At 67.7% G+C, this 24497-nt stretch carries 18 protein-coding genes, 1 tRNA gene and 1 pseudogene; 12 read left to right on the forward strand and 8 right to left on the reverse strand.

Annotation, left to right across the window (positions count from 1 at the left end; translation table 11 throughout):
• Window positions 1-26: 26 nt before the first annotated feature.
• From gltB to FHR72_RS10270, 4 genes are read left to right on the forward strand one after another with little or no spacing between them, the layout of a single operon-like run.
• Window positions 27-4580, forward strand: a complete 4554-nt coding sequence (gltB, locus tag FHR72_RS10255) for a glutamate synthase large subunit (RefSeq protein ID WP_183467888.1) — start codon at window positions 27-29, stop codon at window positions 4578-4580.
• On the forward strand, window positions 4573-6081 hold the full coding sequence (locus FHR72_RS10260; protein WP_183467809.1) for a glutamate synthase subunit beta: 1509 nt from the start codon (window positions 4573-4575) through the stop codon (window positions 6079-6081). Before gltB ends, FHR72_RS10260 begins: the two co-directional genes overlap by 8 nt.
• Before the next feature lie 27 nt (window positions 6082-6108).
• On the forward strand, window positions 6109-7527 hold the full coding sequence (pyk, locus tag FHR72_RS10265) for a pyruvate kinase (protein ID WP_183467810.1): 1419 nt from the start codon (window positions 6109-6111) through the stop codon (window positions 7525-7527).
• 19 nt (window positions 7528-7546) lie between these two features.
• A complete protein-coding gene (locus FHR72_RS10270) occupies window positions 7547-8407 on the forward strand; it encodes an acyl-CoA thioesterase II (RefSeq protein WP_183467811.1) in 861 nt (286 codons plus the stop codon).
• Between the two features lie 14 nt (window positions 8408-8421).
• Here the strand turns inward: FHR72_RS10270 and FHR72_RS10275 are convergent, their stop codons facing one another.
• The 6 genes from FHR72_RS10275 to FHR72_RS10300 all read right to left on the reverse strand — a co-directional run bounded on the left by FHR72_RS10275 (window position 8422) and on the right by FHR72_RS10300 (window position 15178).
• On the reverse strand, window positions 8422-8895 hold the full coding sequence (locus tag FHR72_RS10275) for a DUF4190 domain-containing protein (RefSeq protein WP_183467812.1): 474 nt from the start codon (window positions 8893-8895) through the stop codon (window positions 8422-8424).
• Window positions 8892-10370, reverse strand: coding sequence for an ATP-binding cassette domain-containing protein (locus FHR72_RS10280; RefSeq protein ID WP_183467813.1), 1479 nt, complete (start codon window positions 10368-10370; stop codon window positions 8892-8894). Before FHR72_RS10280 ends, FHR72_RS10275 begins: the two co-directional genes overlap by 4 nt.
• Window positions 10357-11919: a thiol reductant ABC exporter subunit CydD gene (gene cydD, locus FHR72_RS10285; protein ID WP_183467814.1), complete on the reverse strand. Its 1563-nt coding sequence runs from the start codon at window positions 11917-11919 to the stop codon at window positions 10357-10359. The genes FHR72_RS10280 and cydD overlap by 14 nt, the downstream gene beginning before the upstream one ends.
• A gap of 53 nt (window positions 11920-11972) precedes the next feature.
• Window positions 11973-13013 carry a cytochrome d ubiquinol oxidase subunit II gene (cydB, locus tag FHR72_RS10290; protein WP_183467815.1) on the reverse strand — a complete coding sequence of 347 codons (1041 nt, stop codon included), beginning with the start codon at window positions 13011-13013 and terminating at the stop codon, window positions 11973-11975.
• Between the two features lie 9 nt (window positions 13014-13022).
• On the reverse strand, window positions 13023-14492 hold the full coding sequence (locus FHR72_RS10295) for a cytochrome ubiquinol oxidase subunit I (protein WP_183467816.1): 1470 nt from the start codon (window positions 14490-14492) through the stop codon (window positions 13023-13025).
• A gap of 92 nt (window positions 14493-14584) precedes the next feature.
• Window positions 14585-15178 (reverse strand): HdeD family acid-resistance protein, encoded by a 594-nt coding sequence (locus FHR72_RS10300; protein WP_183467817.1) that lies wholly within the window; start codon window positions 15176-15178, stop codon window positions 14585-14587.
• Window positions 15179-15419: 241 nt separating this feature from the next.
• Between FHR72_RS10300 and FHR72_RS10305 the strand changes: the two genes are divergently transcribed.
• The 7 genes and pseudogenes from FHR72_RS10305 to FHR72_RS10335 all read left to right on the forward strand — a co-directional run bounded on the left by FHR72_RS10305 (window position 15420) and on the right by FHR72_RS10335 (window position 22296).
• Window positions 15420-16298 (forward strand): ABC transporter substrate-binding protein, encoded by an 879-nt coding sequence (locus FHR72_RS10305; protein ID WP_221193243.1) that lies wholly within the window; start codon window positions 15420-15422, stop codon window positions 16296-16298.
• A gap of 5 nt (window positions 16299-16303) precedes the next feature.
• On the forward strand, window positions 16304-17230 hold the full coding sequence (locus FHR72_RS10310; RefSeq protein WP_183467819.1) for an amino acid ABC transporter permease: 927 nt from the start codon (window positions 16304-16306) through the stop codon (window positions 17228-17230).
• 26 nt (window positions 17231-17256) lie between these two features.
• Complete coding sequence (locus FHR72_RS10315) at window positions 17257-18009, forward strand: amino acid ABC transporter ATP-binding protein (RefSeq protein ID WP_183467889.1); 753 nt, start codon at window positions 17257-17259, stop codon at window positions 18007-18009.
• A gap of 2 nt (window positions 18010-18011) precedes the next feature.
• Window positions 18012-19139, forward strand: a pseudogene (gene macS, locus FHR72_RS10320) (MacS family sensor histidine kinase); the annotation flags it as partial.
• Window positions 19140-19159: 20 nt separating this feature from the next.
• Complete coding sequence (locus FHR72_RS10325) at window positions 19160-19789, forward strand: response regulator (protein WP_183467891.1); 630 nt, start codon at window positions 19160-19162, stop codon at window positions 19787-19789.
• A 44-nt stretch (window positions 19790-19833) separates the two neighbouring features.
• The gene (locus FHR72_RS10330) at window positions 19834-21756 is read left to right on the forward strand and encodes a DUF2339 domain-containing protein (RefSeq protein WP_183467820.1); all 1923 of its coding nucleotides are present in this window, start codon (window positions 19834-19836) and stop codon (window positions 21754-21756) included.
• 36 nt (window positions 21757-21792) lie between these two features.
• The gene (locus tag FHR72_RS10335; RefSeq protein WP_183467821.1) at window positions 21793-22296 is read left to right on the forward strand and encodes a Dps family protein; all 504 of its coding nucleotides are present in this window, start codon (window positions 21793-21795) and stop codon (window positions 22294-22296) included.
• Here FHR72_RS10335 and FHR72_RS10340 read toward each other — a convergent pair.
• Complete coding sequence (locus tag FHR72_RS10340) at window positions 22271-23566, reverse strand: adenylate/guanylate cyclase domain-containing protein (protein ID WP_183467892.1); 1296 nt, start codon at window positions 23564-23566, stop codon at window positions 22271-22273. The two genes, FHR72_RS10335 and FHR72_RS10340, sit on opposite strands and share 26 nt — an antisense overlap.
• Before the next feature lie 49 nt (window positions 23567-23615).
• Here FHR72_RS10340 and FHR72_RS10345 point away from each other — a divergent pair, with 49 nt between their 5' ends.
• Entirely contained in the window at window positions 23616-24413 is a 798-nt protein-coding gene (locus FHR72_RS10345) for a nitrilase-related carbon-nitrogen hydrolase (protein ID WP_183467822.1), read from the forward strand.
• A 2-nt stretch (window positions 24414-24415) separates the two neighbouring features.
• Here the strand turns inward: FHR72_RS10345 and FHR72_RS10350 are convergent.
• Window positions 24416-24492 (reverse strand) — tRNA-Leu (locus FHR72_RS10350).
• Window positions 24493-24497: the final 5 nt, after the last annotated feature.

A 24497-nucleotide genomic window follows, 5' to 3' on the forward strand; every position in this document is an offset into this window, starting at 1 on the left:
AATCAGGACTGCGGAGGCCCATGACCATGCTGTTCTCGGCGCTGCCCGAACCTCAAGGCCTCTACGATCCGGCCAACGAATCGGATTCGTGCGGTGTGGCCATGGTCACCGATATTCAGGGTCGCCGCTCCCACTCCATCGTCGCCGACGGACTGACCGCGCTCGAACACCTCGAGCATCGCGGCGCGGCAGGAGCTGAGCCGAACAGTGGCGACGGCGCGGGCATTCTCATTCAGTTGCCCGTCGAGCTACTCCGCGAAGTCGCCGGCTTCGACCTGCCCGACTCGGCCGATACCGGCAACACTTTCGCGGCCGGCATCTGTTATCTCCCGCAGGATGCCGTGGCCAGGGCGGCAGCCCAGGACGCGGTCGAATCCCTCGCCTTCGAAGAAGGTTTGGAGGTCCTGGGATGGCGCGAGGTCCCCACCGACGCGGTGGGCGCCCAGATCGGTGACACCGCGCTGGGCTGCATGCCGCACATGTCGCAGCTGTTCGTCGCCGCGCCCGAGCACGACGGAAGCCGGCCGGGGGGTATAGAACTCGACCGCCGTGTGTACCCGCTGCGCAAACGCGCCGAGAGTACCGGCGTGTACTTCCCGTCGCTGTCCAGCCGCACCATGGTCTACAAAGGCATGCTGACGACCATGCAACTGCCGCAGTACTTTTCGGATCTGCGCGACGAACGTTGCCTCAGTGCCATCGCCATCGTCCACAGCCGGTTCTCCACGAACACCTTTCCGTCCTGGCCGCTGGCGCATCCGTTCAGATTCGTCGCCCACAACGGCGAGATCAACACCGTCCGCGGTAACCGGAACCGCATGCATGCCCGCGAGGCCATGCTGGCCAGCGCCGAGATCCCCGGCGACCTCAGCCGCCTGTCGCCGATCTGCACCCCCGACGCGTCGGACTCGGCGTCCTTCGACGAAGTCCTCGAGCTGCTCCACCTCGGTGGCCGCAGCCTGCCGCACGCCGTGCTGATGATGATCCCCGAGGCGTGGGAGAACAGCACCACGATGCACCACGACGAACGGGCGTTCTGGCAGTTCCACGCCTCGCTGATGGAGCCCTGGGACGGACCCGCCTGCGTCACCTTCACCGACGGGACGTTGGTCGGAGCAGTATTGGACCGCAACGGGTTACGGCCCGGCCGGTGGTGGCGCACGCTCGACGACCGCATCATTCTCGCGAGCGAGTCGGGGGTGCTCGATGTGCCGTCCTCGCAGATCGTCGCGAAAGGCCGGTTGCAGCCGGGCAAGATGCTGCTCGTCGACACTGCCGCCGGCCGCATCGTCTCAGACGACGAGATCAAAGAAGAACTGTCAGCCGCCGAACCCTACGGCGAGTGGCTGCACGCCGGGCTGCTGGAACTCAAGACCCTGCCCGACCGCAGCCAGTTTCCGCCCAACCACGAATCGGTGGTCCGCAGACAGATCAGCTTCGGCTACTCCGAGGAGGATCTGCGCATCCTGCTCGCGCCGATGGCCGCCTCCGGGGCCGAACCCCTCGGCTCGATGGGCACCGACACCCCGGCCGCGGTGCTGTCGCAGCGATCCAAGCTGCTCTACGACTACTTCGTCGAACTGTTCGCCCAGGTGACCAACCCGCCGCTGGATGCCATCCGGGAAGAGGTGGTCACGTCGATGGCCCGAATCATGGGCCCGGAACAGAACCTGCTCGAACCCGGCCCGGCGTCCTGCCGCCAGATCAGGCTGACCTGGCCGGTTCTCGACAACGAAGAACTCGGAAAGATCGTCCACATCAACGACGACGGCGAGCATCCCGGATTGCGGACCGCGGTGTTGCGCGCCCTCTACGACGTGGAACGCGGTGGCGAGGGACTGGCCGACGCGTTGGAGGATCTACGGCTGCGTGCCTGTGATGCCATCGCCAAAGGTGCTCGCACCCTGGTCATCTCGGACCGAGACTCTGATCACACCAGGGCCCCGATCCCGTCTCTGCTCGCCGTGTCGGCGGTTCATCACCACCTCGTCCGGACCAAGGAGCGCACCACCGTCGCCCTCGTCGTGGAGACGGGAGACGCCCGCGAGGTGCACCACATCGCGATGTTGATCGGCTTCGGCGCTGCGGCGGTCAACCCGTATCTGGCGTTCGAATCGATCGAAGACCTCATCCGCGAAGGCGAACTCACCGGCATCGAACCGGGTGCCGCGGTCCGCAACTACCTCACCGCGCTCGGCAAGGGCGTCATGAAGGTGATGAGCAAGATGGGCATCTCGACCGTGGCGTCGTACACCGCCGCACAGGCCTTCGAGGCCGTGGGCATCGACCGCGACGTCATCGACGAGTACTTCACCGGGACGCCGTCCCAGCTGGGCGGGATAGGCCTCGGTGTCATCGCCGAAGAGGTGAAACTGCGCCACCGGCGGGCGTATCCGGAGAACCCCACCGAGAGAGTGCACCGACGCCTGGAGGTCGGCGGCGAATACGCCTTCCGGCGGGAGGGCGAACTGCACCTGTTCACACCCGAAGTGGTTTTCCTGCTTCAGCATTCGACCCGGACAGGGCGCCGTCAGGTGTTCGAGCAGTACTCCGAGGAGGTCAACCGGCTCGCCCGCGAAGGTGGCGCCCTGAGAGGACTGTTCGACTTCAGGAAGGGCCTCCGACCGCCCGTACCCCTGGACGAGGTCGAGCCGGTGGACTCGATCGTGAGGCGGTTCAACACCGGCGCGATGAGTTACGGCTCCATCTCGTCGGAGGCGCACGAGACGATGGCCATCGCGATGAACAACCTCGGAGGCCGCTCCAACTCCGGCGAGGGCGGGGAGGATGTGGACCGGCTCTACGACCCCAGAAGGCGCAGCGCCGTCAAGCAGGTCGCGTCCGGCCGGTTCGGCGTCACCAGCGATTACCTGGTCAACGCCACGGACATCCAGATCAAGATGGCGCAGGGAGCCAAACCCGGTGAGGGAGGCCAGCTCCCGGGGTACAAGGTGTACCCAGACATCGCCAAGACCCGGCATTCGACGCCCGGCGTCGGGTTGATCTCGCCGCCCCCGCACCACGACATCTACTCGATCGAAGATCTCGCGCAGCTGATCCACGATCTCAAGAACGCCAATGCCGACGCGCGGGTGCACGTCAAGCTCGTCAGCTCGGTCGGTGTGGGGACCGTGGCTGCCGGCGTCTCCAAAGCCCACGCCGACGTCGTGCTGATCTCCGGTTACGACGGGGGCACCGGTGCGGCGCCGCTCACCAGCCTCAAGCATGCGGGCGCGCCGTGGGAGATCGGTCTGGCCGACACCCAGCAGACCCTGGTACTCAACGGGTTACGAGACCGCATCACAGTGCAGTGCGACGGCGGGATGCGCACCGCCCGCGACGTCATGGTCGCGATGCTCCTGGGCGCCGAGGAGTTCGGCTTCGCCACCGCTCCGCTGGTCGTGTCCGGGTGCATCATGATGCGCGTCTGCCACCTGGACACCTGCCCGGTCGGGGTGGCCACCCAGAATCCCGAACTGCGGGCCCGCTTCAACGGCAAGCCCGAATTCGTGGAGAACTACTTCCGATTCATCGCCGAGGACATCCGGGAACATCTCGCCGAACTCGGTTTCCGCAGCGTCGACGAGGCCGTGGGTCACGCCGAGGTGCTCGACACCGACATGGGTCTGGCGCACTGGAAAAGCAAGGGGCTCGATCTCAGGCCCCTGTTCGCGGTGCCCGCCGACGCGCGTGGTGCGGAGCTGACCCAGCGGGTCCGTGTCCGCAACCAGGATCACGGACTCGACGAGGCCCTGGACCGCACGCTGATCCAGCTCGCCGAAGGGGCGCTGGAAGACGCGCACCGCGTCCACCTCGAGCTGCCGGTCCGCAACGTCAACCGCACCGTCGGCACCCTGCTCGGAAGCGAGGTCACTCGGCGTTACGGAGCGCAAGGGCTGCCCGACGACACGATCCACCTCACGCTGACAGGTTCGGCGGGCCAGTCGATCGGTGCGTTCCTGCCCCCCGGTATCACGATCGAACTCGTCGGCGACGCCAACGATTACGTCGGAAAGGGCCTGTCCGGCGGCACCATTGTCGTCAGGCCGCCCGAGGACGTGTTGTTCCTGCCCGAAGACAACGTCATCGCAGGCAACACCCTGCTTTTCGGCGCCACCTCGGGGGAGCTCTACCTCCGCGGACGCGTCGGCGAGCGGTTCGCCGCCCGCAACTCCGGTGCCCTCACCGTGGTGGAGGGGGTCGGTGATCACGCCTGCGAGTACATGACCGGAGGGCGCGTCGTGGTGCTGGGCAAGGTCGGCCGCAATATGGCGGCAGGGATGTCGGGCGGCATCGCGTTCGTCCTGGGGCTCGATCCGGCGCGGGTCAACACCGCCACGGTCGAGTTGCAGCGTCCCGACGCCGAGGACTTGGCATGGCTGCGCGACGTCGTCGCCCGGCACGCCGACTACACGGCCAGCACGATCGCGAAGTCGGTGCTCTCCGACTGGCCCAGGCGCAGCGCGCAGTTCACGAAGGTGATGCCCCGCGACTACCAGCGTGTACTCGAAGCCACCCGGATGGCGAAGGCAGAGGGCCGGGACGTCGATTCGGCGATCATGGAGGCAAGCCGTGGCTGACCCACATGGATTTCTCGAAGTGGCCAAGGTCGAGGCCACCAAACGTCCGGTCGACGAACGAGTCGGCGACTGGCGCGAGGTCTACGAGCGGCAGGATCCGCACCAGCGGGCGGGGGAGGTGTCCCAGCAGGCGCGTCGCTGCATGGACTGCGGAATCCCGTTCTGCCACTCCGGCACTGCGGGCTGTCCGCTGGGAAACCTGATCCCGGAGTGGAACGACCTGGTGCGGCGAGGCCGGTGGGATGCCGCCAGTGACCGTCTGCACGCCACCAACAACTTCCCGGAGTTCACCGGCCGGTTGTGTCCGGCGCCGTGCGAAGCGGCATGCGTGCTGTCCATCGCCGAGGAGCAGACCGGCGGCAGCGTCACCATCAAACGCATCGAGCAGTCGATCGCCGACCAGGCGTGGATGGGCGGGACGGTCGAACCCCAGCCCGCGGCCATCTCAACCGGCAAGAAGGTCGCGGTGGTGGGGTCCGGCCCGGCCGGACTCGCCGCGGCCCAACAGCTGACCCGTGCCGGCCACGACGTCACCGTCTACGAGCGTGACGACCGGATCGGCGGACTGATGCGCTACGGCATCCCGGAATACAAGCTGGAGAAATCCGTTCTGAATCAGCGGTTGGCGCAGATGCGCGCCGAGGGAACGCGATTCGTCACCGAATGCGAGGTGGGTGTCGACCTTCCCATCGAGCAGCTCCGGGCCCAGCACGACGCCGTGGTGTTGGCGGTGGGTGCGCTGCGGGCCCGGGACAACGACGTGGAGGGCCGTGATCTCCACGGGGTCCACCTCGCGATGGAACACCTGGTGCCGGCCAACAAAGAATGCGAGGGCGACGGCCCCACCGGCATCTCGGCCGCCGGCAAGCACGTCGTCATCATCGGCGGCGGTGACACGGGGGCGGACTGCCTCGGTACCGCCCATCGTCAGGGCGCGAAGTCGGTCACCCAGCTCGATTACAACCCCGAACCACCGCAGGTCCGCGACGAATCCCGCTCGCCGTGGCCGACGTGGCCGATCGTGTTGCGTACGAGACTGTCGCCGGCACACGCCGAGGGCGGGGACCGCCGTTACGAGGTCGCGGTGCAGCGGTTTCTCGGCGACGATGACGGGAACCTGCGGGCGATGCAGATCGCGGAGGTCACGGTGGAGCGTGACCAGACCGGCCGCCGGCGCATCGTGCCGGTCGGGGATTCGCTGGAGATTCCGTGCGAATTGGCGCTGCTGGCAATCGGTTTCGAGGGTGTGGAGCACATGGCGCTGCTCGACGGGCTCGGTCTGACACTGAGCCGCCGCGGCACGGTGTCGTGCGGCTCGGACTGGCAGACCGACGCACCGGGGGTGTTCGTGTGCGGCGATGCCCATCGCGGGGCGTCGCTGATCGTGTGGGCGATCGCCGAGGGCCGCAGCGTGGCGCACGCCGTCGACGTCCATCTGATGGGCGAATCGGATCTGCCGGCCCCGGTGCGGCCGGGCACGCTACCGCTGGCCGTCGTCTGAATCGATTAACGACTATGCTCAGCAGTCGTGACTAGACGCGGAAAAATCGTCTGTACGCTTGGCCCGGCAACCGCCTCGGACGAGGCCGTCAGGCAGCTGGTCGAGTCGGGAATGGACGTCGCCCGGCTCAACTTCAGCCACGGCGACTACCCCGACCACGAGGCCAACTACAAGCGCGTCCGCGCCGCCTCGGACGGCACCGGACGGGCCGTGGGCATACTCGCTGACCTGCAGGGACCCAAGATCCGCCTCGGTCGTTTCGCCGACGGTCCGACGGAGTGGGCCAACGGTGAGACGGTGCGCATCACCGTCGAGGATTTCGAGGGCACCCACGACCGCGTCTCGACGACATACAAGCGTCTCGCCCAGGACGCCAGGCCCGGGGACCGCGTCCTGGTCGACGACGGCAACGTCGGCCTGGTCGTCGAGCACATCGACGGCAACGATGTGGTCTGTTCGGTCACCGAGGGCGGGAAGGTCAGCAACAACAAGGGCATGTCGCTGCCCGGGATGAGCGTCTCGGCGCCCGCGCTCTCGGAGAAGGACATCGACGACCTGGAGTTCGCGCTGCGGCTCGGTGTCGACCTTGTGGCCCTGTCGTTCGTGCGATCGCCTGCCGACGTCGAGCTGGTCCACGAGGTGATGGATCGCGTCGGCCGCCGGGTGCCGGTGATCGCGAAATTGGAGAAGCCGGAAGCGATCGACAACCTCGAAGCCATCGTGCTGGCCTTCGACGCGATCATGGTCGCCCGCGGCGACCTCGGTGTGGAGTTGCCGCTCGAAGAGGTGCCGCTGGTCCAGAAGCGCGCGATCCAGATGGCCCGGGAGAACGCCAAACCCGTCATCGTGGCGACCCAGATGCTGGAGTCGATGATCGAGAACTCGCGACCGACCCGGGCCGAGGCGTCCGACGTCGCGAACGCGGTGCTCGACGGTGCGGATGCGGTGATGCTCTCCGGTGAGACCTCCGTCGGCAAGTTCCCGTTCGAGACCGTGCGCACCATGGCACGCATCATCTCGGCAGTGGAGGAGAACTCCGTCGCGGCACCGCCGCTGACCCACGTGCCGCGCACCAAGCGCGGTGTCATCTCCTACGCCGCGCGCGACATCGGCGAACGGCTCGACGCCAAGGCCCTCGTCGCCTTCACCCAGTCCGGTGACACGGTGCGCCGGCTGGCCCGGCTGCACACCCCGCTGCCCGTGCTCGCGTTCACCGCGCTGCCGGAGGTGCGCAGCCAGCTGGCGCTGACCTGGGGCACCGAGACGTTCATCGTTCCCCACATCGAGACCACGGACGGGATGATCCGGCAGGTCGACAAGTCGATGCTGGACCTTGGCCGCTACAAGCGCGGCGATCTGGTGGTCATCGTGGCCGGTGCTCCGCCGGGCACAGTAGGGTCGACCAATCTGATCCACGTCCACCGCATCGGCGAGGACGACGTCTAGGCCGTGAGGGGGCGACGGAGTGTCGCGCAACGCAGACTTCGACGAGCTGCTGGCGATCCTCCACCTCGACCGTGTGGACGACAACCTTTTCGTCGGCGCCCATCCGAGCCGCAACCCGATCCGCACCTTCGGCGGCCAGATGATGGCTCAGGCGTTCGTGGCCGCGAGCCGCAGCCTGAAGTACGACATCACGCCCAGCACGCTGTCGGCCCACTTCATCGCCGGTGGCGACCCGGACGTGGATCTCGAATTCCACGTCGTCCGGTTGCGTGACGAACGCCGGTTCGCCAACCGTCGCGTCGATGTCATGCAGAACGGCCAGTTGCTCACCACTGCGCTCGTGTCCTACCTGGCCGGCGGCAAGGGCCTCGAGCACGGGGTGGAACCACCGGTGATCGACGACCCGGAGGCGGTGTTGCCGATCGACGAGCTGCTGCGCGGCTATGAGGACGTCGTGCCGCTCTTCGTCAACGCGTTGCGGCCCATCGAATGGCGCTACACCAACGACCCGGCCTGGATCATGCGCGACAAGGGCGGCACGCTGACCCACAACCGGGTGTGGATGACTGCGCAAGGCCCCATGCCCGACGATCCGGTGCTGCACACCGCCGCGCTGATCTACTCCTCGGACACCACGATCCTGGATTCGATCATCACCACCCACGGTCTGTCGTGGGGCCACGACCGCATCTTCGCAGTGACCACCAACCACACGCTGTGGTTCCACCGTCCCGTGCGCTTCGACGATTGGGTGCTGTACTCGACGACGTCGCCGGTGGCCGCAGAGTCACGGGGGCTGGGCACCGGCCACTTCTTCGACCGGTCCGGGCTGCCGTTGGCGACGGTGGTGCAGGAAGGGATCGTCAAGCACTTCCCGTGACGGGGCCGGGCGTTCTAGGGCGTCGGTGTGACCGTGACGGAGAACTCGTCCTCCACGCGCTGGGTGAACTCGTTGGCGCACTGTTCGACGGCGGCCTGGTCCGAACCGGCGCGGTTGACGCAGTCGATGTAGTCGCTGCCGCCCACCTCGTTGAAGAAAGCGACCCCAAAGATGCCGACGACGACGATCAACGCGATCGACACCACGATGCTCAACGCCCCGAGCACGATGCCGGCCAGGGCCACCCCACCGTTGGTGGCCTCGCCGCGCGCGACCCGCCCGCGGCCGAGGAAACCCAGGACGACAGCGACGACGCCGAGCACGACCCCACCGAACAGTGTGAACAGCGAGACGATCCCGACGACGAGGGACGCCGTACCCAACCCGTTCTTCGGCGCGGCGGGAACCGGCGGCGGGTAGGCCCCGTACGGCGGAGGCGGGTAGCCGCCTGGATAACTACCTGGGGGAGGAGGCGGCACGTCGCTCATGCGGGGGAGATTACCGGTACGGACACGTTTTCCGGCAGGTGATGCGTCGCGACCACCACGGTGCGTTCCCCGCCGAACAGGGCGCCGGGGGTCAGCAGCCCGGTCATGATCTCGTCGGCGTCGGAGGCGTCGAGATGTTCGGTCGGTTCGTCGAGCAGAACGGTCGGAGCGGCGCAGACCAGTGCGCGCGCCAACAGCAGCCGCCGCCGCTGCCCGGCCGACACCGCTGCGGCTCCGCCCACCAGAACAGTCGACAGGCCCTCGGGTAACCCGTCCAGCCATGCGCCGAGGCCGACACGATGCAGGGCGTCGAGCAGTTCGCTGTCGGTCGCATCGCCGCGGGCGACCAGCAGGTTGTCGCGCACCGTGGTCGAGAACAGGTGCGCGTCCTCGGCGAAGAACACCCCGGGCGTCTGCATCAGCAGGGTGGTCTTCCCGCACCCGCTCGGTCCGACCACGGCGACACGGTCGCCCGGTCGGAGGTCCAGCGGTGCGACGGCGGGCCTGCGGTCGGCCTCGCCGGTGCCGTCGGTGAGCGAGAGCAGGCGGCGCGCCGCGATCCGTGCACGGGTCAGCGCCACGGCGGCGCCGGGAAGAGCCGCGGCGGCTTCGAACGCGGCCAACGGCACCAGCATCAGGATCGCCACGGTGGTCGGTGCCACGCTGTGCGACAGGGCGATACCGGCGAGGACAGCTCCCAGCGCGCTCACACCCGTCGCCGCGGTGGGGGCGGCGGCGGCGACAGCGGCGGGAGCGGCGGCCCGGTCGAGGGCACGCCCCCAGCTGCGCTGCGCCCGGTCGGCCGTGGCCAGGACGTCGCCCAACCGGCCGCTGACCCGCAGCTCCGCAGCATGGTCGAGCGCGAGCATGGTGGCGTCGTCGCGTTGCGAATGATGTTTGGCGGCAACGGTTTCACTGGCGATCGAGGCGCGGGCCGCCAGCGCCGGTGCGGCGACGCCGGCGACCAGCATGGAAACGGCGAGGACGATTGCCGCGGCGGGGGACAGGACGCCGACGGTCGCGACGGCGGCCCCTGCGAGGATCACCGCGACGCACGCGGGCACCAGTGCCCGCACCAGGACGTCGGCCAGGTCGTCCACCCCGTTGCCGACGCGGGCCACCAGATCGCCACTGCTGCGCCGCATCACGACGTCCATCGGCGCGGCGGCGAGGCGGGTGAACACCTGGACCCGGGCGGTGCCTGCTGCCCGCAGTGCGGTGTCGTGGGATGCGAGGCGTTCGCAGTAACCCAGCAAGCCGCGGGATATGCCGAGTGCCCGCACGGTGACGGCGGCGACGCTCAGGGTGAGTACGGGTGGCATCTGCCACGCCCGGGTGATCAGCCACGCCGACACGGCGGTCAGGGCGAGTGCACTGCCCAACGACAAGGCCCCGAGCAGGACCGCGGCCGCGACGCGCGGCATCCGCGGCCGGAGCAGGGGCCAGGCCTGAACGAGCGGGTCACGACGCGACACGGGAACCCCCCATGTCGGCGATCGTGTCGCCGATCGCCAGGACCGGTTCGCGGTGCCCCACCACGATCACCGTCGCGCCGCCGGCTGCGCGTCGGGCGATGGCCTCCAGGACCCGAGCCTCGGTGGGCCCGTCCAGGTGGGCGGTCGGTTCGTCGAACAGCAGCAGCCGCGCCGACGAGCCGATCACCCTGGCCAGTCCGAGACGCTGCCGCTGCCCGAGGGACAGGCCGACGCCGCCGCGGCCGACCGTGGTCTGCAACCCGTCGGGCAGCGTTGCGAGGACCTCGTCGAAACAGGCTGCGCGGCAGGCCTCTTCGAGATCCGGGAGGGGGCCGAACACCTCGAGGTTGTCTCGTACCGTCCCGGGGACCAGCACCGGCCGCTGGGCCAGCCAGGCGACGTCGCGCCACCACTGCTGCGGGTCCAGAGTGCCCACGTCGACATCGTTGACGCCGATCGTGCCGGCCGGCACGGGCTGTAGTCCGAGAATGGCCTGCAGCAGAGTCGATTTACCGATCCCGTTGGGTCCGGTGAGCACGGTGACCTGGCCGGGCAGCGCCAGCAGCGGTACGCCGTCGGCACGCACGGTCAGAGGTCCGCAGGGTACCGGCGCCGTTCCGGGCGTGGAGGGCGTCGCAGCGTCGAGGAATCGGAAGGCCGCCTCGACGGCGGTCTTCCCGTCCTGCGCCGAGTGGAACGCCGCCCCTACCCGGCGCAGCGGCCAGAACACCTCGGGAGCCAGGAGCAGCGCCGTCAGGCCCGCGGTGAGGGTCATGTCGCCGAAGACCAGTCGCATCCCCACGCCGACGGCCACCAGCGCCACGCCGAGCGTCGCCAGCAGCTCCAGGACCAGCGCGGACAGGAATGCGATCCGCATCGTGGCCATGGCCGAACGACGATGCGCGGCACCGAGTTCGTCGATACGGGCCGCGGCGCCCTCGACGCGTCCGAGGGCCCGCAGGGTCGGCAGTCCGGCGACCAGGTCCAGCAGCCGGGACTGCAGGGTCGCCATGGCGGTCAGTGCCGCTGCGGAGCGATCCGCCGTCGCGAGTCCGATCAGGACCATGAATATCGGGATCAGGGGCAGCGCGATCGCGACGATCACCGCCGAACGCCAGTCGTACCAGGCGATCACGAGCGCTGTCGCCGGGGTGAGGATCGCGGCGAGGAACAGTGAGGGCAGATAGGCGGTGAAGTACACGCGCAGGCCGTCCAGGCCCCGCGTGACGACGACCGCCGCGTCGTCGCGCCGCGCAGCGAGCTCGCGCGGCGGCAGCGAGGTGGCTGTGGTCAGGACCTGGCCGGCGAGATCGGCGATCACCGCACTCGCGCCGCGTTGGGCCAGCTTGCCCTGGCGCCAGAGCGCAACGGACCGGAGAGTCCACAACGCGGCGAGCACAGCGATCGGGGCGGCGAGGGCGTCGACACTGCGCGACGTCGGATCAGTGATCACCCGCGCCACGAGGGCCGCCAGCACCACGGCCGAGGCGATCGTGCACGCAGCGATCAGCACGCCACACGCTGTGGTGGCGATCAAGAATCTGCGCATCGCCGCGGAGGCCCGCCAGAGCCGCGGGTCTATCGGGGCGCGCGTCGTGTCGGTCAGGATGACCGCCGCGCCAGACCGATGGACGCCGGGATCGCTTCTGCGGTCACACGTTTGCGGAACACCCAGTACGACCAGGCCTGATAGCAGAGCACCAGCGGCAGCAACGCCAGCGACGCCCAGGTCATGATGCGCAGCGTGTACGGCGTCGACGAGCCGTTGTAGATCGTGATGCTCCAGTCCGGGTTGAGCGTCGAGGGCAGGAGGTTCGGATACATGGCTCCGAAGATCAGCACCGCCACCGCGGCGACGACGACGACCATCGACACGAATGCGACGCCCTCGCGCGCCTTCGCCCACATCAACGCGACCGCCACCAGCAGCGCGACCACCGCGACCGCCAGTGCCGTCCACGTCCACGGCTTGCCGTAGGCGAGTTGCGTCCACACGCCGAATCCGCCCGCCACCACGATCGCCGGAGCCGACAGCAGCCGCGCCGTGGCGAACGCATCGTCGCGCAGCGCGCCGGCGGTCTTCAGTGCCAGGTACACCGAGCCGTAGAACAGGAACAGCGTGGCCGTCGCGAGCCCACCCAGAAGCGTGTAGGGGCTCAGCACGTCAGTGATCCCGACCTGGGTCTGCCCGTCTGCGTCGATCGGCAGACCCCGCAACAGGATTGCGAACGCCACACCCCACAGCACCGCGGGCAACCACAAGCCCAGGGCGATGCCGAGGTCGGCGTAGTGCCGCCACCGCGGATCGTTGATCTTGCCGCGCCACTCGATTCCGACGATGCGCAGGATCATGCCGAACAGGATGGCCAGCAGTGGCAGATACAACGCCGAGAACAGCGTGGCGTACCAGATGGGGAACGCGGCGAACATCGCTGCCCCGGCGGTGATGAGCCAGACCTCGTTGGCATCCCACACGGGGCCGATCGTGTTCAGCACCGCGCGGCGCCGGTTGTCGGGGTCGCCGTCACCCCGCGAGCCCATCGGCGCCATCAACATGCCCACGCCGAAGTCGAACCCTTCGAGGATCAGGAAGCCGAGAAACAGCACGGCGATCAACAGAAACCACAGTTCCTGGATTCCCATGTCAATCTCCTAGTACGCGAACGACAGTGGTGCGACGTCGTCCTTGCTGGGCGGCGCCGGCGGCGCGGGCTCGGAGTCGTGATCGAGTGGGCCCTCGACGACGTAACGCCGCATGAGGTGGAACCACACGACCGCCAGCGCGCCGTAGAGGAGTGTGAACACCGCCAGCGAGAACCAGACCGTCCCGGCGGCGTGGTTGGAGACACCCTCCTGCACGGTCATTCGGACCATCGGGTCGCCCGTCGGGTTGGGCACCACCACCCAGGGCTGGCGCCCCATTTCGGTGAACACCCAGCCGGCGGAGTTGGCGAGGAACGGCGTCGGGATGGTCAGGATTCCGGCCAGCCCGTACCACTTCTGGTCGGGGATGCGCCCGCGCCGCGTCAGCCACACGGTCAGCAGTGCGAACGCGGCGGGCACGAGCAGGAGTCCGATCATCGCGCGGAAAGCCCAGTAGGTGACGAAGAGATTGGGTCGGTAGTCGCCCGGCCCGAACTTCTCCTGGTACTCCCGTTGGAGGTCCTGAACCCCGTCGAGCGTCACCCCGCTGAACTGGCCCTCGGCCAAGAACGGCAGGACGTAGGGAACCTCGATGAGGTGGGTCACGCTGTCGCAGTTGTTGTGCGTGCCGACGGTCAGGATCGAGAAATCCGGGTCGGTTTCGGTGTGGCACAACGATTCCGCCGAAGCCATCTTCATGGGTTGCTGGACGAACATCAGCTTGCCCTGGATGTCCCCGGTGAAGAACAGGCCTGCGGCGGCGGCGAGTGCCACCAGGCTGCCCAGGATGGCGGCGGGCCGGAACATCGAGCGGGCGTCTGCGGGTGCGGGATCGGTGGCTGCGCGACGACGCTCGCGGACCATCAGCCATGCCGAGATGCCGGCCACGAAGGCACCGGCGGTCAACAACGCACCGGCGACGGCATGAAAGAACGCCCAGACCGCGGTGTTGTTGCTCAGCAACGCCCCGAAGTCGACGAGCTCGGCGCGGCCCGTCGTGGGGTTGAACCTGGCGCCCACCGGATGCTGCATGAACGAATTGGCCGCGATGATGAAGTAGGCCGAGGCGTTGACGCCGAACGCGACGATCCAGATGCAGGCGAGGTGGACGGCGCGGGGCAGCCGGCTCCAGCCGAAGATCCACAAGCCGATGAAGGTGGACTCGAAGAAGAACGCGATCAGCCCTTCGAACGCGAGAGGGGCGCCGAAGATGTCGCCGACGAACTTCGAGTATTCGCTCCAGTTCATGCCGAACTGGAACTCCTGGACGATGCCGGTCGCGACCCCGATTGCGAAGTTGATCAGGAACAGCTTGCCGAAGAACTTCGTGAGGCGGTACCAGGCGGTGTTCCCGGTGACGTGCCAGACCGTCTGCATCACCGCGATCAGCGGCGCCAGTCCGATCGTGAGCGGAACGAAGATGAAGTGGTAGACGGTGGTGACACCGAACTGCCACCGCGACACATCAAGGACGTCCATCGCGCCACCCTCACGCTCTACCGGAGCGATCTGCTCCGTCTACGACAAAGTGTAGTAGCTTCGCGTCCGGCTGGGGGTAGGGACTTTTGCCCTCATTCCGGGCTGGAGGTGGCCACCGAGTCCCTCGTAGCGACCAGGTCCCGGCTGGCCGACCGGATGCCGAAAGCGGAGATGACCTCGAAGATTCCGAGCACGATGAGCCAGATGCCGACCACCATGGTCAGTGTTTCGATGGAATTGAACGGCGAGGCGAGCATGATCACGCCGGCGATGAGACTGATCACACCGATGAAGATCTCCCAGGCCCGGCCCGGGAGCGTCGGGTCGCTGATCGCCGACACGGCGGTGGCGACGCCACGGAAGATGAACCCGATGCCGATCCAGATGGCCAGCAGAAGAACGGCGTTTCCGAAATTGCGGAAGCACATCACCGCCAGGATCAGTGCGGCCGCACCACTGAGGAACAGCAGCACGCGCCCGCCCGCCGAGACGTGCAGGGCGAACGCGAACACCACCTGGGAGATGCCGGTGACCAACAGGTAAGCGGCGAAGAAGATCGCGGCGGCGAAGATGCTGATGGCCGGCCAGAACCACACCATCGCGCCGAGGATGATTGCGAGTATCCCGGACAGAAGTGCCGACTTCCAGAGATGCTGCAACATGGTTGGGGGAGCAGCGGTTTCCATGCGCGCAGTGTGGCACACGCGCGACACGACTTCGTCGATTTCGCAGTACGGCTGTGATGTCTCACTCGTGTCGTTAATGTCTCGTTACCGGCGCTGCGCGCCGGATCATCGGTCGTTAACGTTCCTGGCTGGGGATGCCTAAGTTGGGGGACTCAGGCGGAAACGCGGACGACCCGAAGAAGAAAGTTGAGGCAAACCAGTGTTGGGTGGAATCCAAGACCGCCGGACCAGGATCTGGCGGATGGTCGCGGTGTTCGCCGCGACGGGCGCCATGACGCTGTCCGGCTGTTCGAGCAGCTCGGAGGCTCCGAGCGAAGAAGGATCCCCGACCGCGGTAGCACCCGCGGAGAAGGTCGACGCGATCGCGAACACCGTGCCGGAAGCCATCAAGTCGACCGGCACGCTCATCGTCGGTGTCAACGTGCCGTATGCGCCGAACGAGTTCAAGGATCCCGAGGGCAAGCTCGTCGGCTTCGACGTCGATTTGATGAACGCCGTCGCCGGGACGCTGGGTCTCAAGGCCGAGTACCGCGAGGCGGACTTCGCCAAGATCATCCCGTCCATCCAGGGCGGCACGTTCAACGTCGGCATGTCCTCGTTCACCGACAGCAAGGAACGCGAGCAGCAGGTCGACTTCGTCACCTACTTCTCGGCCGGCACGCTGTGGGCGCAGCCCACCGGCGGCACCATCGACCCCGAGAACGCCTGCGGTAAGAAGGTCGCCGTGCAGGCGACCACGGTGCAGGAGACCGACGAGTTGCCGGCGCGCAGCAAGAAGTGCACCGACGCGGGCCAGCCGGCGATCGAGATCATTCCGTTCGACAGCCAGGACGCCGCCACGAACGCCGTGGTGCTGGGCCAGGCCGACGCGATGTCGGCCGACTCGCCGGTGACCCTCTATGCCATCAAGCAGACCAACGGGAAGCTGGCCCAGGCCGGTGAGACATTCGACTCCGCGCCCTACGGGTGGCCGGTCGAGAAGGGCTCGCCGCTGGCGCAGTCGCTGCTGCAGGCCCTTGAGCACCTGATCGAGAACGGGAAGTACAAGGAGATTGCCGCCAACTGGGGACTCGAAGAAGGAATGATCGACAAGCCGGTGATCAACGGCGCGATCTCCTGACAGCCATGACCGATGCCGGCACGCCGCCCGATGCGAGTTCGCCACAGACCATCGATGCCGTTCCCCTGCGCCATCCGTGGCGCTGGGTGGCGGCGGCCGGCATCATCATTCTCGTCGCGCTGTTCCTGTGGGGAGCCGCCACCAACGAGGCCTACGGCTGGCCGACGTACATCGAATACCTCTTCAACGACCGGATCCTGCTGGGAGTCTTCAACACCCTGCAGCTGACGGTCTACTCGATGGCGATCGGCATCGTGCTCGGGGTGGCTCTGACCGTGATGCGGCTGTCCTCGAATCCGGTGCTGTCCTCGGTGGCGTGGGTGTTCCTGTGGATTTTCCGGGGCACGCCGGTGTACGTGCAGCTCGCCTTCTGGGGACTGATGCCGACGATCTACCAGAACGTCCAGCTGGGTGTTCCGTTCGGGCCGTCGCTGCTGCACTTCGATCTGCAGAACCTGTCGTTTCCGTTCGCGCTGGCGGTCATCGGTCTGGCCCTCAACGAGGCCGCCTACATGGCCGAGATCGTTCGCGCCGGCATCACCTCGGTGCCCGAGGGCCAGCTCGAAGCGTCGACCGCGTTGGGGATGTCGTGGGGCAAGGCGATGCGTCGCACCGTGCTGCCCCAGGCGATGCGCGTGATCATCCCGCCGACGGGAAACGAGGTCATCAGCCTGCTGAAGACCACTTCGCTGGTCACCGCCGTGCCGTACGCCTTCGACCTGTACAGCATCGCCACCCGCGAGATCGCGGCCCGCATCTTCGAACCGGTCCCGCTGCTTCTCGTCGCCGCGACCTGGTACCTGGTCATCACCAGCATCCTCATGGTCGGGCAGTACTACCTGGAGCGGTATTTCTCCCGGGGTGCTTCGCGCAAGCTGACGTCCAAACAGCTCGAGGCGTTGGCCAAAGCGCAGATGGGTCTGGGAGTGTGACGATGTCAGAAGCCACCGCACACCCGATGGTCAGAGCAGAGTTGGTGTGCAAGAACTTCGGTGCGCTGAAAGTGCTCAAGGGCATCACGCTCGAGGTGAAGAAGGGGCAGGTGCTGGTCCTCGTCGGGCCGTCCGGCTCCGGCAAGTCGACATTTCTTCGGTGCATCAATCACCTCGAAACCGTGAGCGCAGGAAGGCTTTACGTCGACGGATCGCTCGTCGGCTATCACGAGCGCGGCGGCAAGCTGCACGAGATGAAGCCACGCGAGGTGGCCCGGCAGCGTCGCGATGTCGGGATGGTGTTCCAGCACTTCAACCTGTTCCCGCACCGGACGGCCCTCGGCAATGTGATCGAGGCTCCGGTTCAGGTCAAGGGCGTCGACAAGGACGAAGCCGTCAGGCAGGGAAGGGAGTTGCTGGCCCAGGTCGGGCTGGCAGACAAGGCCGACGCCTACCCCGCGCAGCTGTCGGGCGGTCAGCAGCAGCGGGTTGCCATCGCCAGGGCCCTGGCCATGGACCCGAAGCTGATGCTGTTCGACGAGCCCACCTCGGCGCTCGACCCCGAGCTTGTCGGCGAAGTGCTCGCCGTGATGAAAAAGCTTGCCGCTCAGGGGATGACGATGGTGGTGGTGACGCACGAGATGGGCTTCGCCCGCGAGGTCGCCGACGAGTTGGTGTTCATGGACGGGGGCGTCGTGGTCGAGCGGGGCAAGCCCCGCGAGGTGATGGCCAACCCGCAGCACGAACGGACACAGGCGTTTCTGTCCAAGGTGATGTAGGGCCTGATCCGGTCACGCCGCTGTGGCGGGCCGCTCAGGTGTTCCGTCTGCTCAGCTGCGTCTACGCTTTCGGGTTCCAGCTGGCCGTCAACCGCGACCTGAATTCCCCGGTGGTCGGGTGGCTGCTGTTCGCGGTGCTGATCGGCTGGAGCGCGGCATGCGCGATCGCCTATCTGCAGGGCTTCGGCCGCAGACCCGCGTGGGTGCTCGCCGAGATCATCGTCGTCGTGGCGCTCATGCTCTCCACGGAGTTGATCGCCTCCGACCAGTGGGCGCTGGATAACCAGTCCTGGCCGACCACGCTGTGGGCCACCAACGCCACCATCTCGGCGGCGATCCTGTCCGGACCGGTACCCGGCATGCTCGCCGGACTGATCATCGTCGCGGCCAGCACGGTGCTCAAGGGTTACGTCAGCATCGACCTCGGCCGTAACGCGACGGTCGTCATCGAACTGGCCGTCGGACTCGCGATCGGCATGGCGGCTCAGACCGCCCGCCGGGCCCACGCCGAACTGGAGCGTGCCGCACGGCTGGCGGCGTCGCTGGAGGAGCGCGAGCGATTGTCGCGTCAGGTACATGACGGCGCCATCCAGGTTCTGGCTCTGGTTGCCCGGCGCGGACGCGAGATCGGCGGCGACACCGCGCAATTGGCCGAACTGGCAGGGGAGCAGGAGCGCGCGCTGCGGCGCCTGGTCAGCGCCGGGGACGCGACCCCGCGGGACGGCTCGACCGTCGACCTCGGCGTCCTGCTGCGGCGTCGGGCCTCCGATCGGGTGTCGGTCAGCGTGCCCGCCGAACCGGTGCTGCTCGATTCGGCGGTCGCCGAGGAGTTCTTCGCGGCGGTGACCAACGCTCTCGACAATGTCGAGGCCCACGCGGGGCCCGACGCTCGCGCGTATGTTCTTCTTGAGGATCTCGGCGCGACGGTCACGGTGAGCGTGCGTGACGACGGTGTCGGGATCCCCGAGGGCCGGCTCGAATCGGCGGTGCAGGAGGGCCGGATCGGCGTAGCGAAATCGATTGTGGGGCGCATGGATTGGCTGGGCGGTCGCGCTGAGCTCAGCACCGCCGCAGGCGCCGGGACCGAATGGGAGTTGACCGTGCCACGTAGACCGGAGACCCGGAGGTGAGCGATCAACCGACCACCGTGATGGTCGTCGACGACCACCCGATCTGGCGCGATGCGGTGGCGCGCGACCTGGCCGACGACGGTTTCGAGGTGGTGGCCACGGCCGACGGCGTCGCCTCGGCCAAGCGGCGCGCGGCGGTCGTCAAACCCGCAGTGGTGCTGATGGACATGCGATTGGGCGACGGGGACGGGGCGCAGGCGACCACCGAAGTGCTCGCGGTGTCACCGTCCTCGCGGATCCTGGTGCTCTCGGCGTCCGACGAACGTGACGACGTACTCGAAGCGGTCAAGGCCGGCGCCACCGGCTACCTGGTCAAAAGCGCCTCCAAGCAGGAGCTGGGGGACGCGGTGCGGGCCACGGCACAGGGACGGGCGGTCTTCACCCCCGGCCTGGCCGGGCTGGTGCTGGGTGAGTTCCGGCGTATCGAACGCGATCCGCACGCCGATCCCGACGGCCCCAGCCTGACCGAACGTGAAACCGAGATCCTGCGCCATGTCGCCAAAGGACTGACCGCCAAACAGATCGCGACGCGCCTGTCGCTCAGCCATCGCACCGTCGAGAACCACGTGCAGGCGACCTTCCGCAAACTACAGATCGGGAACCGGGTGGAGTTGGCGCGCTACGCGATCGAGCACGGGCTGGACGAGTAGTAGTACTCATCCCTGCAGGCGCCGTCGGTTGCGACGATGAGGGTATGACTGCACCGCACACCGCCGTCGTCACCCGCCTGTCCGCGGATTTCGCAGCGATCTCCCGCCAGCTGCAGCAGGTGTCGACGGATCTCGCCGAACTCGACCGGATCCTGACCGGTCATCCGCTCACGTCGGCGGAGTCGCCCGTGACCCCGCAGCCGGCGGCGCCGCCCGTGACAGCGCCGTCTGTGACAGCGCCGTCCGTGACAGCGCCGCCCGTGACACCAAAGTCTGGGGCGGCCGCGCCGCCCGTGGCCCCGCCGCCGGCGATGCCTGTCCCGGTGCAATCCCCCGTGCGGCCGTACTGGCCCCAGTACCCGCCCCCGTCGCCCTTCCGGGCGTACCCGCAGGCACCGACCGCGAAGCCCCCGAAACCCCGGAAGGAACGCTCCGAGGGGTGGATCGGCAAGCTACTCGCCGTCGCCGGTGTCGCCGTCACCCTGATCGGCGTGGTTCTGCTGCTCGTCCTGGCTGCCCAGGCGGGGATTCTGCGACCCGAATTCCGGGTCGCCGCGGGCGCGGCGCTGGCCGGTGCACTGGTGGGAGCGGGATGGTGGCTCACTGCGCGGCCGGGCGGACGCGTGGGCGGGATCGCGCTGGTCGCCACCGGCGTCGCGGCCGCCTACATGAACGTCATTGCGGTGACCACCATCTATGACTGGGTTTCGGCGCCCGTCGCGTTGATCGCCGCGTCCCTCGTGGCCGGCGGCGGGCTGACACTGGCCAGGCGCTGGGACTCCCAGCACCTGGGACTTCTCGTGCTCGTGCCACTCATCGTGCTGGCGCCCGTCGTCGCGGATGGAGTCTCGCTGTTGCTCGTCGCGTTCATGCTGGCGCTGGCCGCGGCGTCTCTGCCCGTGCAGTTGGGTAAGGACTGGATCTGGCTGCACACGGCGCGGATCGCTGCCGCCGTCCTGCCGCTGCTGGTGGCGCTGGCTGCGCGGTTCTTCGATTCGCGTGAGGATCTCTGGCTGGCAGGGGCGTGCGGTATCGCTGCGGTCATCGGTCTGGTCGCTGCACTGATTCTGTTGCCCAGCACCACGAATCGCGCCGCGATGGCGCTTCTGACCGCCGCGGCAACCCTGCCCGTGCTGAGTGTGAACCTCGCCGTGGATCGTGTCGTCGCAGCGTTGATGTCGGCCGCACTTGCCGCGGCTCTCATGGCCGTCGTCCTCATCGGCGATCGCTTGCCGGGTGTCCCCGGCATCGTGCGCCAGGTGTTCTCCGCGACTGCCGCCGTCGCCGCACTCATCGCTGTCACTGCCGCATTCGACGGCACGGTCGCCGGTCCGGTGCTGTTGGCGATGGCTGTGGTGACCGCGGTGGCCGGGCGCCACGACGTCGTCGGCCGCTGCGCGGCAGTCGGTTTCGCGGTCATCGGTGCGGTCGCGCATCTGGCCTATTCGCCACCGGATGCGCTGTTCGCACCGACCCGGGTCGAAGTGGGAACGGGAATCTCCACCCTGGTCTCCAGCATCCTGCTGGTGGGGGGCGCGCTGGCCATCGCAGGGACCTGGGACCGCACCGACAACGCACTGTGGGTGGGTGCAGGCGCCGTGACCGTCTACGCGGTCACGACGTTCACCGTCACGGCGGGCATGCTCGTGGCCCCCGGCGACGGCGGTTTCTACGCCGGCCACATGGCCGCCACCATCATCTGGATCGCCATGGCGGCGACGCTGTTCGGCTTGGCCGCCCGCCGTCCGAAGGACGAGCGTTCAGTGCCGATCGGTGGTGGCCTGGGTCTGGTCGCCGCGGCGATGGCCAAGCTCTTCCTCTTCGACCTCGGCACGCTGGACGGAATCTTCCGGGTCGCGGTGTTCATCGTCGTGGGCCTGATCCTGCTCGGTATGGGCGCCGGCTACGCGCGGCTGCTCGAAAGGCAGGACCAGCAGACTGTGACTACCGCCACGGACAATTCCTAGCTATTCTGGACTCAATCCAGATTAGGAGGCGTTGTCATGGTCATGAGCACAACATCGAACGCACGTCGCACTGAGGCCGAAGTCGTCAACTTCCAGGCGTCGCCGCAGCTGAGTGGCGCGCTGCAGAGAGTTCTCGTGGATTTGATCGAACTGCACCTGCAAGGCAAGCAGGCGCACTGGAACGTCGTCGGGACGAACTTCCGCGACCTGCATCTGCAACTCGACGAGGTCGTCGACTTCGCCCGGGAGGCCAGTGACACGGTCGCCGAGAGGATGCGGGCGCTGGACGCGGTGCCCGACGGCCGCTCCGACACCGTCGCGGCAGGCACGTCACTGCCGGAGTTCCCCGCCTACGAGCACAGCACCGGCGACGTCGTCGACCTGATCACGACGCGCATCTACGCCGTGGTGGACACGCTGCGCACCGTGCATGACGGGGTCGACGACGAGGATCCGAGCACGGCCGACATCCTGCACCAGCTGATCGACGGTTTGGAGAAGTTGGCCTGGCTGCTCAAGTCGGAAAACCGAAAGGTGTGACGATTCGGCCCCCGGCGCGGAGTTGACGGTCCTGGTCGGCCTTCTGGCCGACCAGGTACCAGGTATGCATCGCGCCCTTGCCCTTCACGTCGACCAAGCCGCGTTCTTCCAGCACAAAAGTGTGCCGCAGACGCTCATAGACGTTGTCGGGCACCTGAATCCGCCCTTCCACATCTGTGGTCTCCATCCGGGAGGCCACGTTGACGGCGTCGCCCCACACGTCGTAGAAGAACTTCTTGGCACCGACCACCCCGGCGACGACGGGCCCCGTGGCCATGCCGATGCGCAGCGGAACGTCGCGGCCCTGAGCGTCTTTCAGGCCGGCCACCGCATCGGCCATGTCCAGTGCGAGACATGCCAGCGCTTCCAGATGGTCGGGGCGGGGGATCGGAACGCCGCTGACGACCATGTAGGAGTCACCGCTGGTCTTCACCTTCTCCAGGCCGTGCCGGTCGACGAGCGCGTCGAGGTCGGTGTAGAGCCGATCGAGGAAGCGCACCAGCTCGGCGGGCGCGGTGTCGCTGGCTCGCTTGGTGTAGCCGGCGATGTCGGCGAACAGGATCGAGGCGTCGTCGTACTTGTCGGCGATGACGGTGCGGGTCGGTTCCTTGAGCCGATCGGCGATGGTGGTCGGAAGAATGTTGGCCAGCAGGCGTTCTGAACGCTCGTACTCGGCTTCCATCGCCGCTTCGGCGCGCTCGATCTCGCGCAGCGTGTACCAGATCGTCAGCACCAGCATCACTGCCGACGACACGACCGCGCTGATGAACCCGGCGGTGAGCGTCCATGACGGTCCGAGGCCGCGATCGTTGGGCGCCGTCAGCTCCAGCCCGATCGTGATGGCCACCCCGATCGCCGCGACGGATGCGGCTAGCCCGATGCGCTCAATTCCGAGGACGAGCACTGCGAGTGACGACGCGACGATGAAGTAGAACTGCAGACCGGACCCGGTCCCGATGGTGTAGCAGATGAATGTCACCGACACGTAGGCGAACGTCACGAACGTCAGCGGTGCGACGAGCTCGCCGAGCGGACACAGGCGCGGGATGACGAGGAACACCGCCCCGCAGACGATGTTGACCGCGCCCAACCACCAGAGTGCGCCGCCCAGGGTCAGCTGAAAGACACCGAAGGCCAGCGACACCGCTGCGGCGATCCAGCTGGCGATCGTCAGCACTCGCAGACGGCGGCCTACCCGGTCGTCCCGATGCCTGCTCGGCGACCATGCGCGATGGCCGAGAGTCACCTCGGGCACACACACCGTCCGCACGTTGAGCACGGCCGGAGCTTATCGCCGAAAGGGCGACTAGCCTGGTCGAATGACGCGTATCGCCTGCTGTCAGCTCGATCCTGTACTCGGCGATCTGGACGGCAACTCCGAGGTCATCGCGGTCGCCCTGGACGACGCGGTCCGGGCCGGCGCCGACGTCGTCGTGCTGCCGGAGCTCGCCACGTCGGGCTACATGTTCACCGATGCGGACGAGGCGCGGATCGCTGCCCTGACACCCTCGGATCCGAGGTTCACGACGTGGAGCTCAGGGCTCGGGGGTGCACTCGCGGTCGTCGGGTTCTGCGAGCTCGGCGACGACGGCCTGCTCTACAACAGCGCAGCCGTCATGGACTCGACCGGCGTGGTGGCGATCTACCGCAAGACGCACCTCTGGGACCGGGAGCGGCTCGTCTTCACGCCGGGGTCCACGCTCCCGCCGGTTCTGCAGACGCGCCACGGCGCCGTGGCCGTAATGGTCTGCTACGACCTGGAATTCGGTGAGCTGACACGTCGGGTGGCCGTCGACGGCGCCGATCTGATCGTGGCGTCGGTCAACTGGCCTCTGTTCCCACGCCCCGAGGGTGAACGACCCGGCGAGGTCATCACCGCGATGTCGACCGCGCGCCTGAACCGGGTCGCGGTGGCGGCGTGCGACCGGGCGGGTGTGGAGCGTGGCCAGGCGTGGACGGCGGGGTCGGCCATCGTGAACCAGGACGGCTGGGTGGTCGCCGAGGCCGGCCCGGGCACCGGGATGGCGCTCGCGGACATCGACCTGACGCTGAGCCGTTCGAAGAAGATCACCGAGCACGTCGACCTGCTGGCCGACCGTCGGCTGGATCTGTACTGAGCTGGTGCCCTCGGTGAGATTCGAACTCACACTGGACGGGTTTTGAATCCGTTTCCTCTGCCAGTTGGGATACGAGGGCGTCCC

Origin of the sequence: Mycolicibacterium iranicum, assembly GCF_014190915.1 — a bacterium.
Classification (GTDB): Bacteria; Actinomycetota; Actinomycetes; order Mycobacteriales; family Mycobacteriaceae; genus Mycobacterium; species Mycobacterium iranicum_B.

Coding starts and splice junctions, on each gene's coding strand:
- FHR72_RS10300 (WP_183467817.1), bottom strand. CDS start 15,178: ATGGAAACCGCTGCTCCCCCAACCATGTTGCAGCATCTCTGGAAGTCG.
- FHR72_RS10315 (WP_183467889.1), top strand. CDS start 17,257: ATGGTCAGAGCAGAGTTGGTGTGCAAGAACTTCGGTGCGCTGAAAGTG.
- cydD (WP_183467814.1), bottom strand. CDS start 11,919: ATGCGCAGATTCTTGATCGCCACCACAGCGTGTGGCGTGCTGATCGCT.
- FHR72_RS10310 (WP_183467819.1), top strand. CDS start 16,304: ATGACCGATGCCGGCACGCCGCCCGATGCGAGTTCGCCACAGACCATC.
- FHR72_RS10330 (WP_183467820.1), top strand. CDS start 19,834: ATGACTGCACCGCACACCGCCGTCGTCACCCGCCTGTCCGCGGATTTC.
- FHR72_RS10325 (WP_183467891.1), top strand. CDS start 19,160: ATGGTCGTCGACGACCACCCGATCTGGCGCGATGCGGTGGCGCGCGAC.
- gltB (WP_183467888.1), top strand. CDS start 27: ATGCTGTTCTCGGCGCTGCCCGAACCTCAAGGCCTCTACGATCCGGCC.
- cydB (WP_183467815.1), bottom strand. CDS start 13,013: ATGGGAATCCAGGAACTGTGGTTTCTGTTGATCGCCGTGCTGTTTCTC.
- FHR72_RS10345 (WP_183467822.1), top strand. CDS start 23,616: ATGACGCGTATCGCCTGCTGTCAGCTCGATCCTGTACTCGGCGATCTG.
- FHR72_RS10275 (WP_183467812.1), bottom strand. CDS start 8,895: ATGAGCGACGTGCCGCCTCCTCCCCCAGGTAGTTATCCAGGCGGCTAC.
- FHR72_RS10305 (WP_221193243.1), top strand. CDS start 15,420: ATGGTCGCGGTGTTCGCCGCGACGGGCGCCATGACGCTGTCCGGCTGT.
- FHR72_RS10335 (WP_183467821.1), top strand. CDS start 21,793: ATGGTCATGAGCACAACATCGAACGCACGTCGCACTGAGGCCGAAGTC.
- FHR72_RS10295 (WP_183467816.1), bottom strand. CDS start 14,492: ATGGACGTCCTTGATGTGTCGCGGTGGCAGTTCGGTGTCACCACCGTC.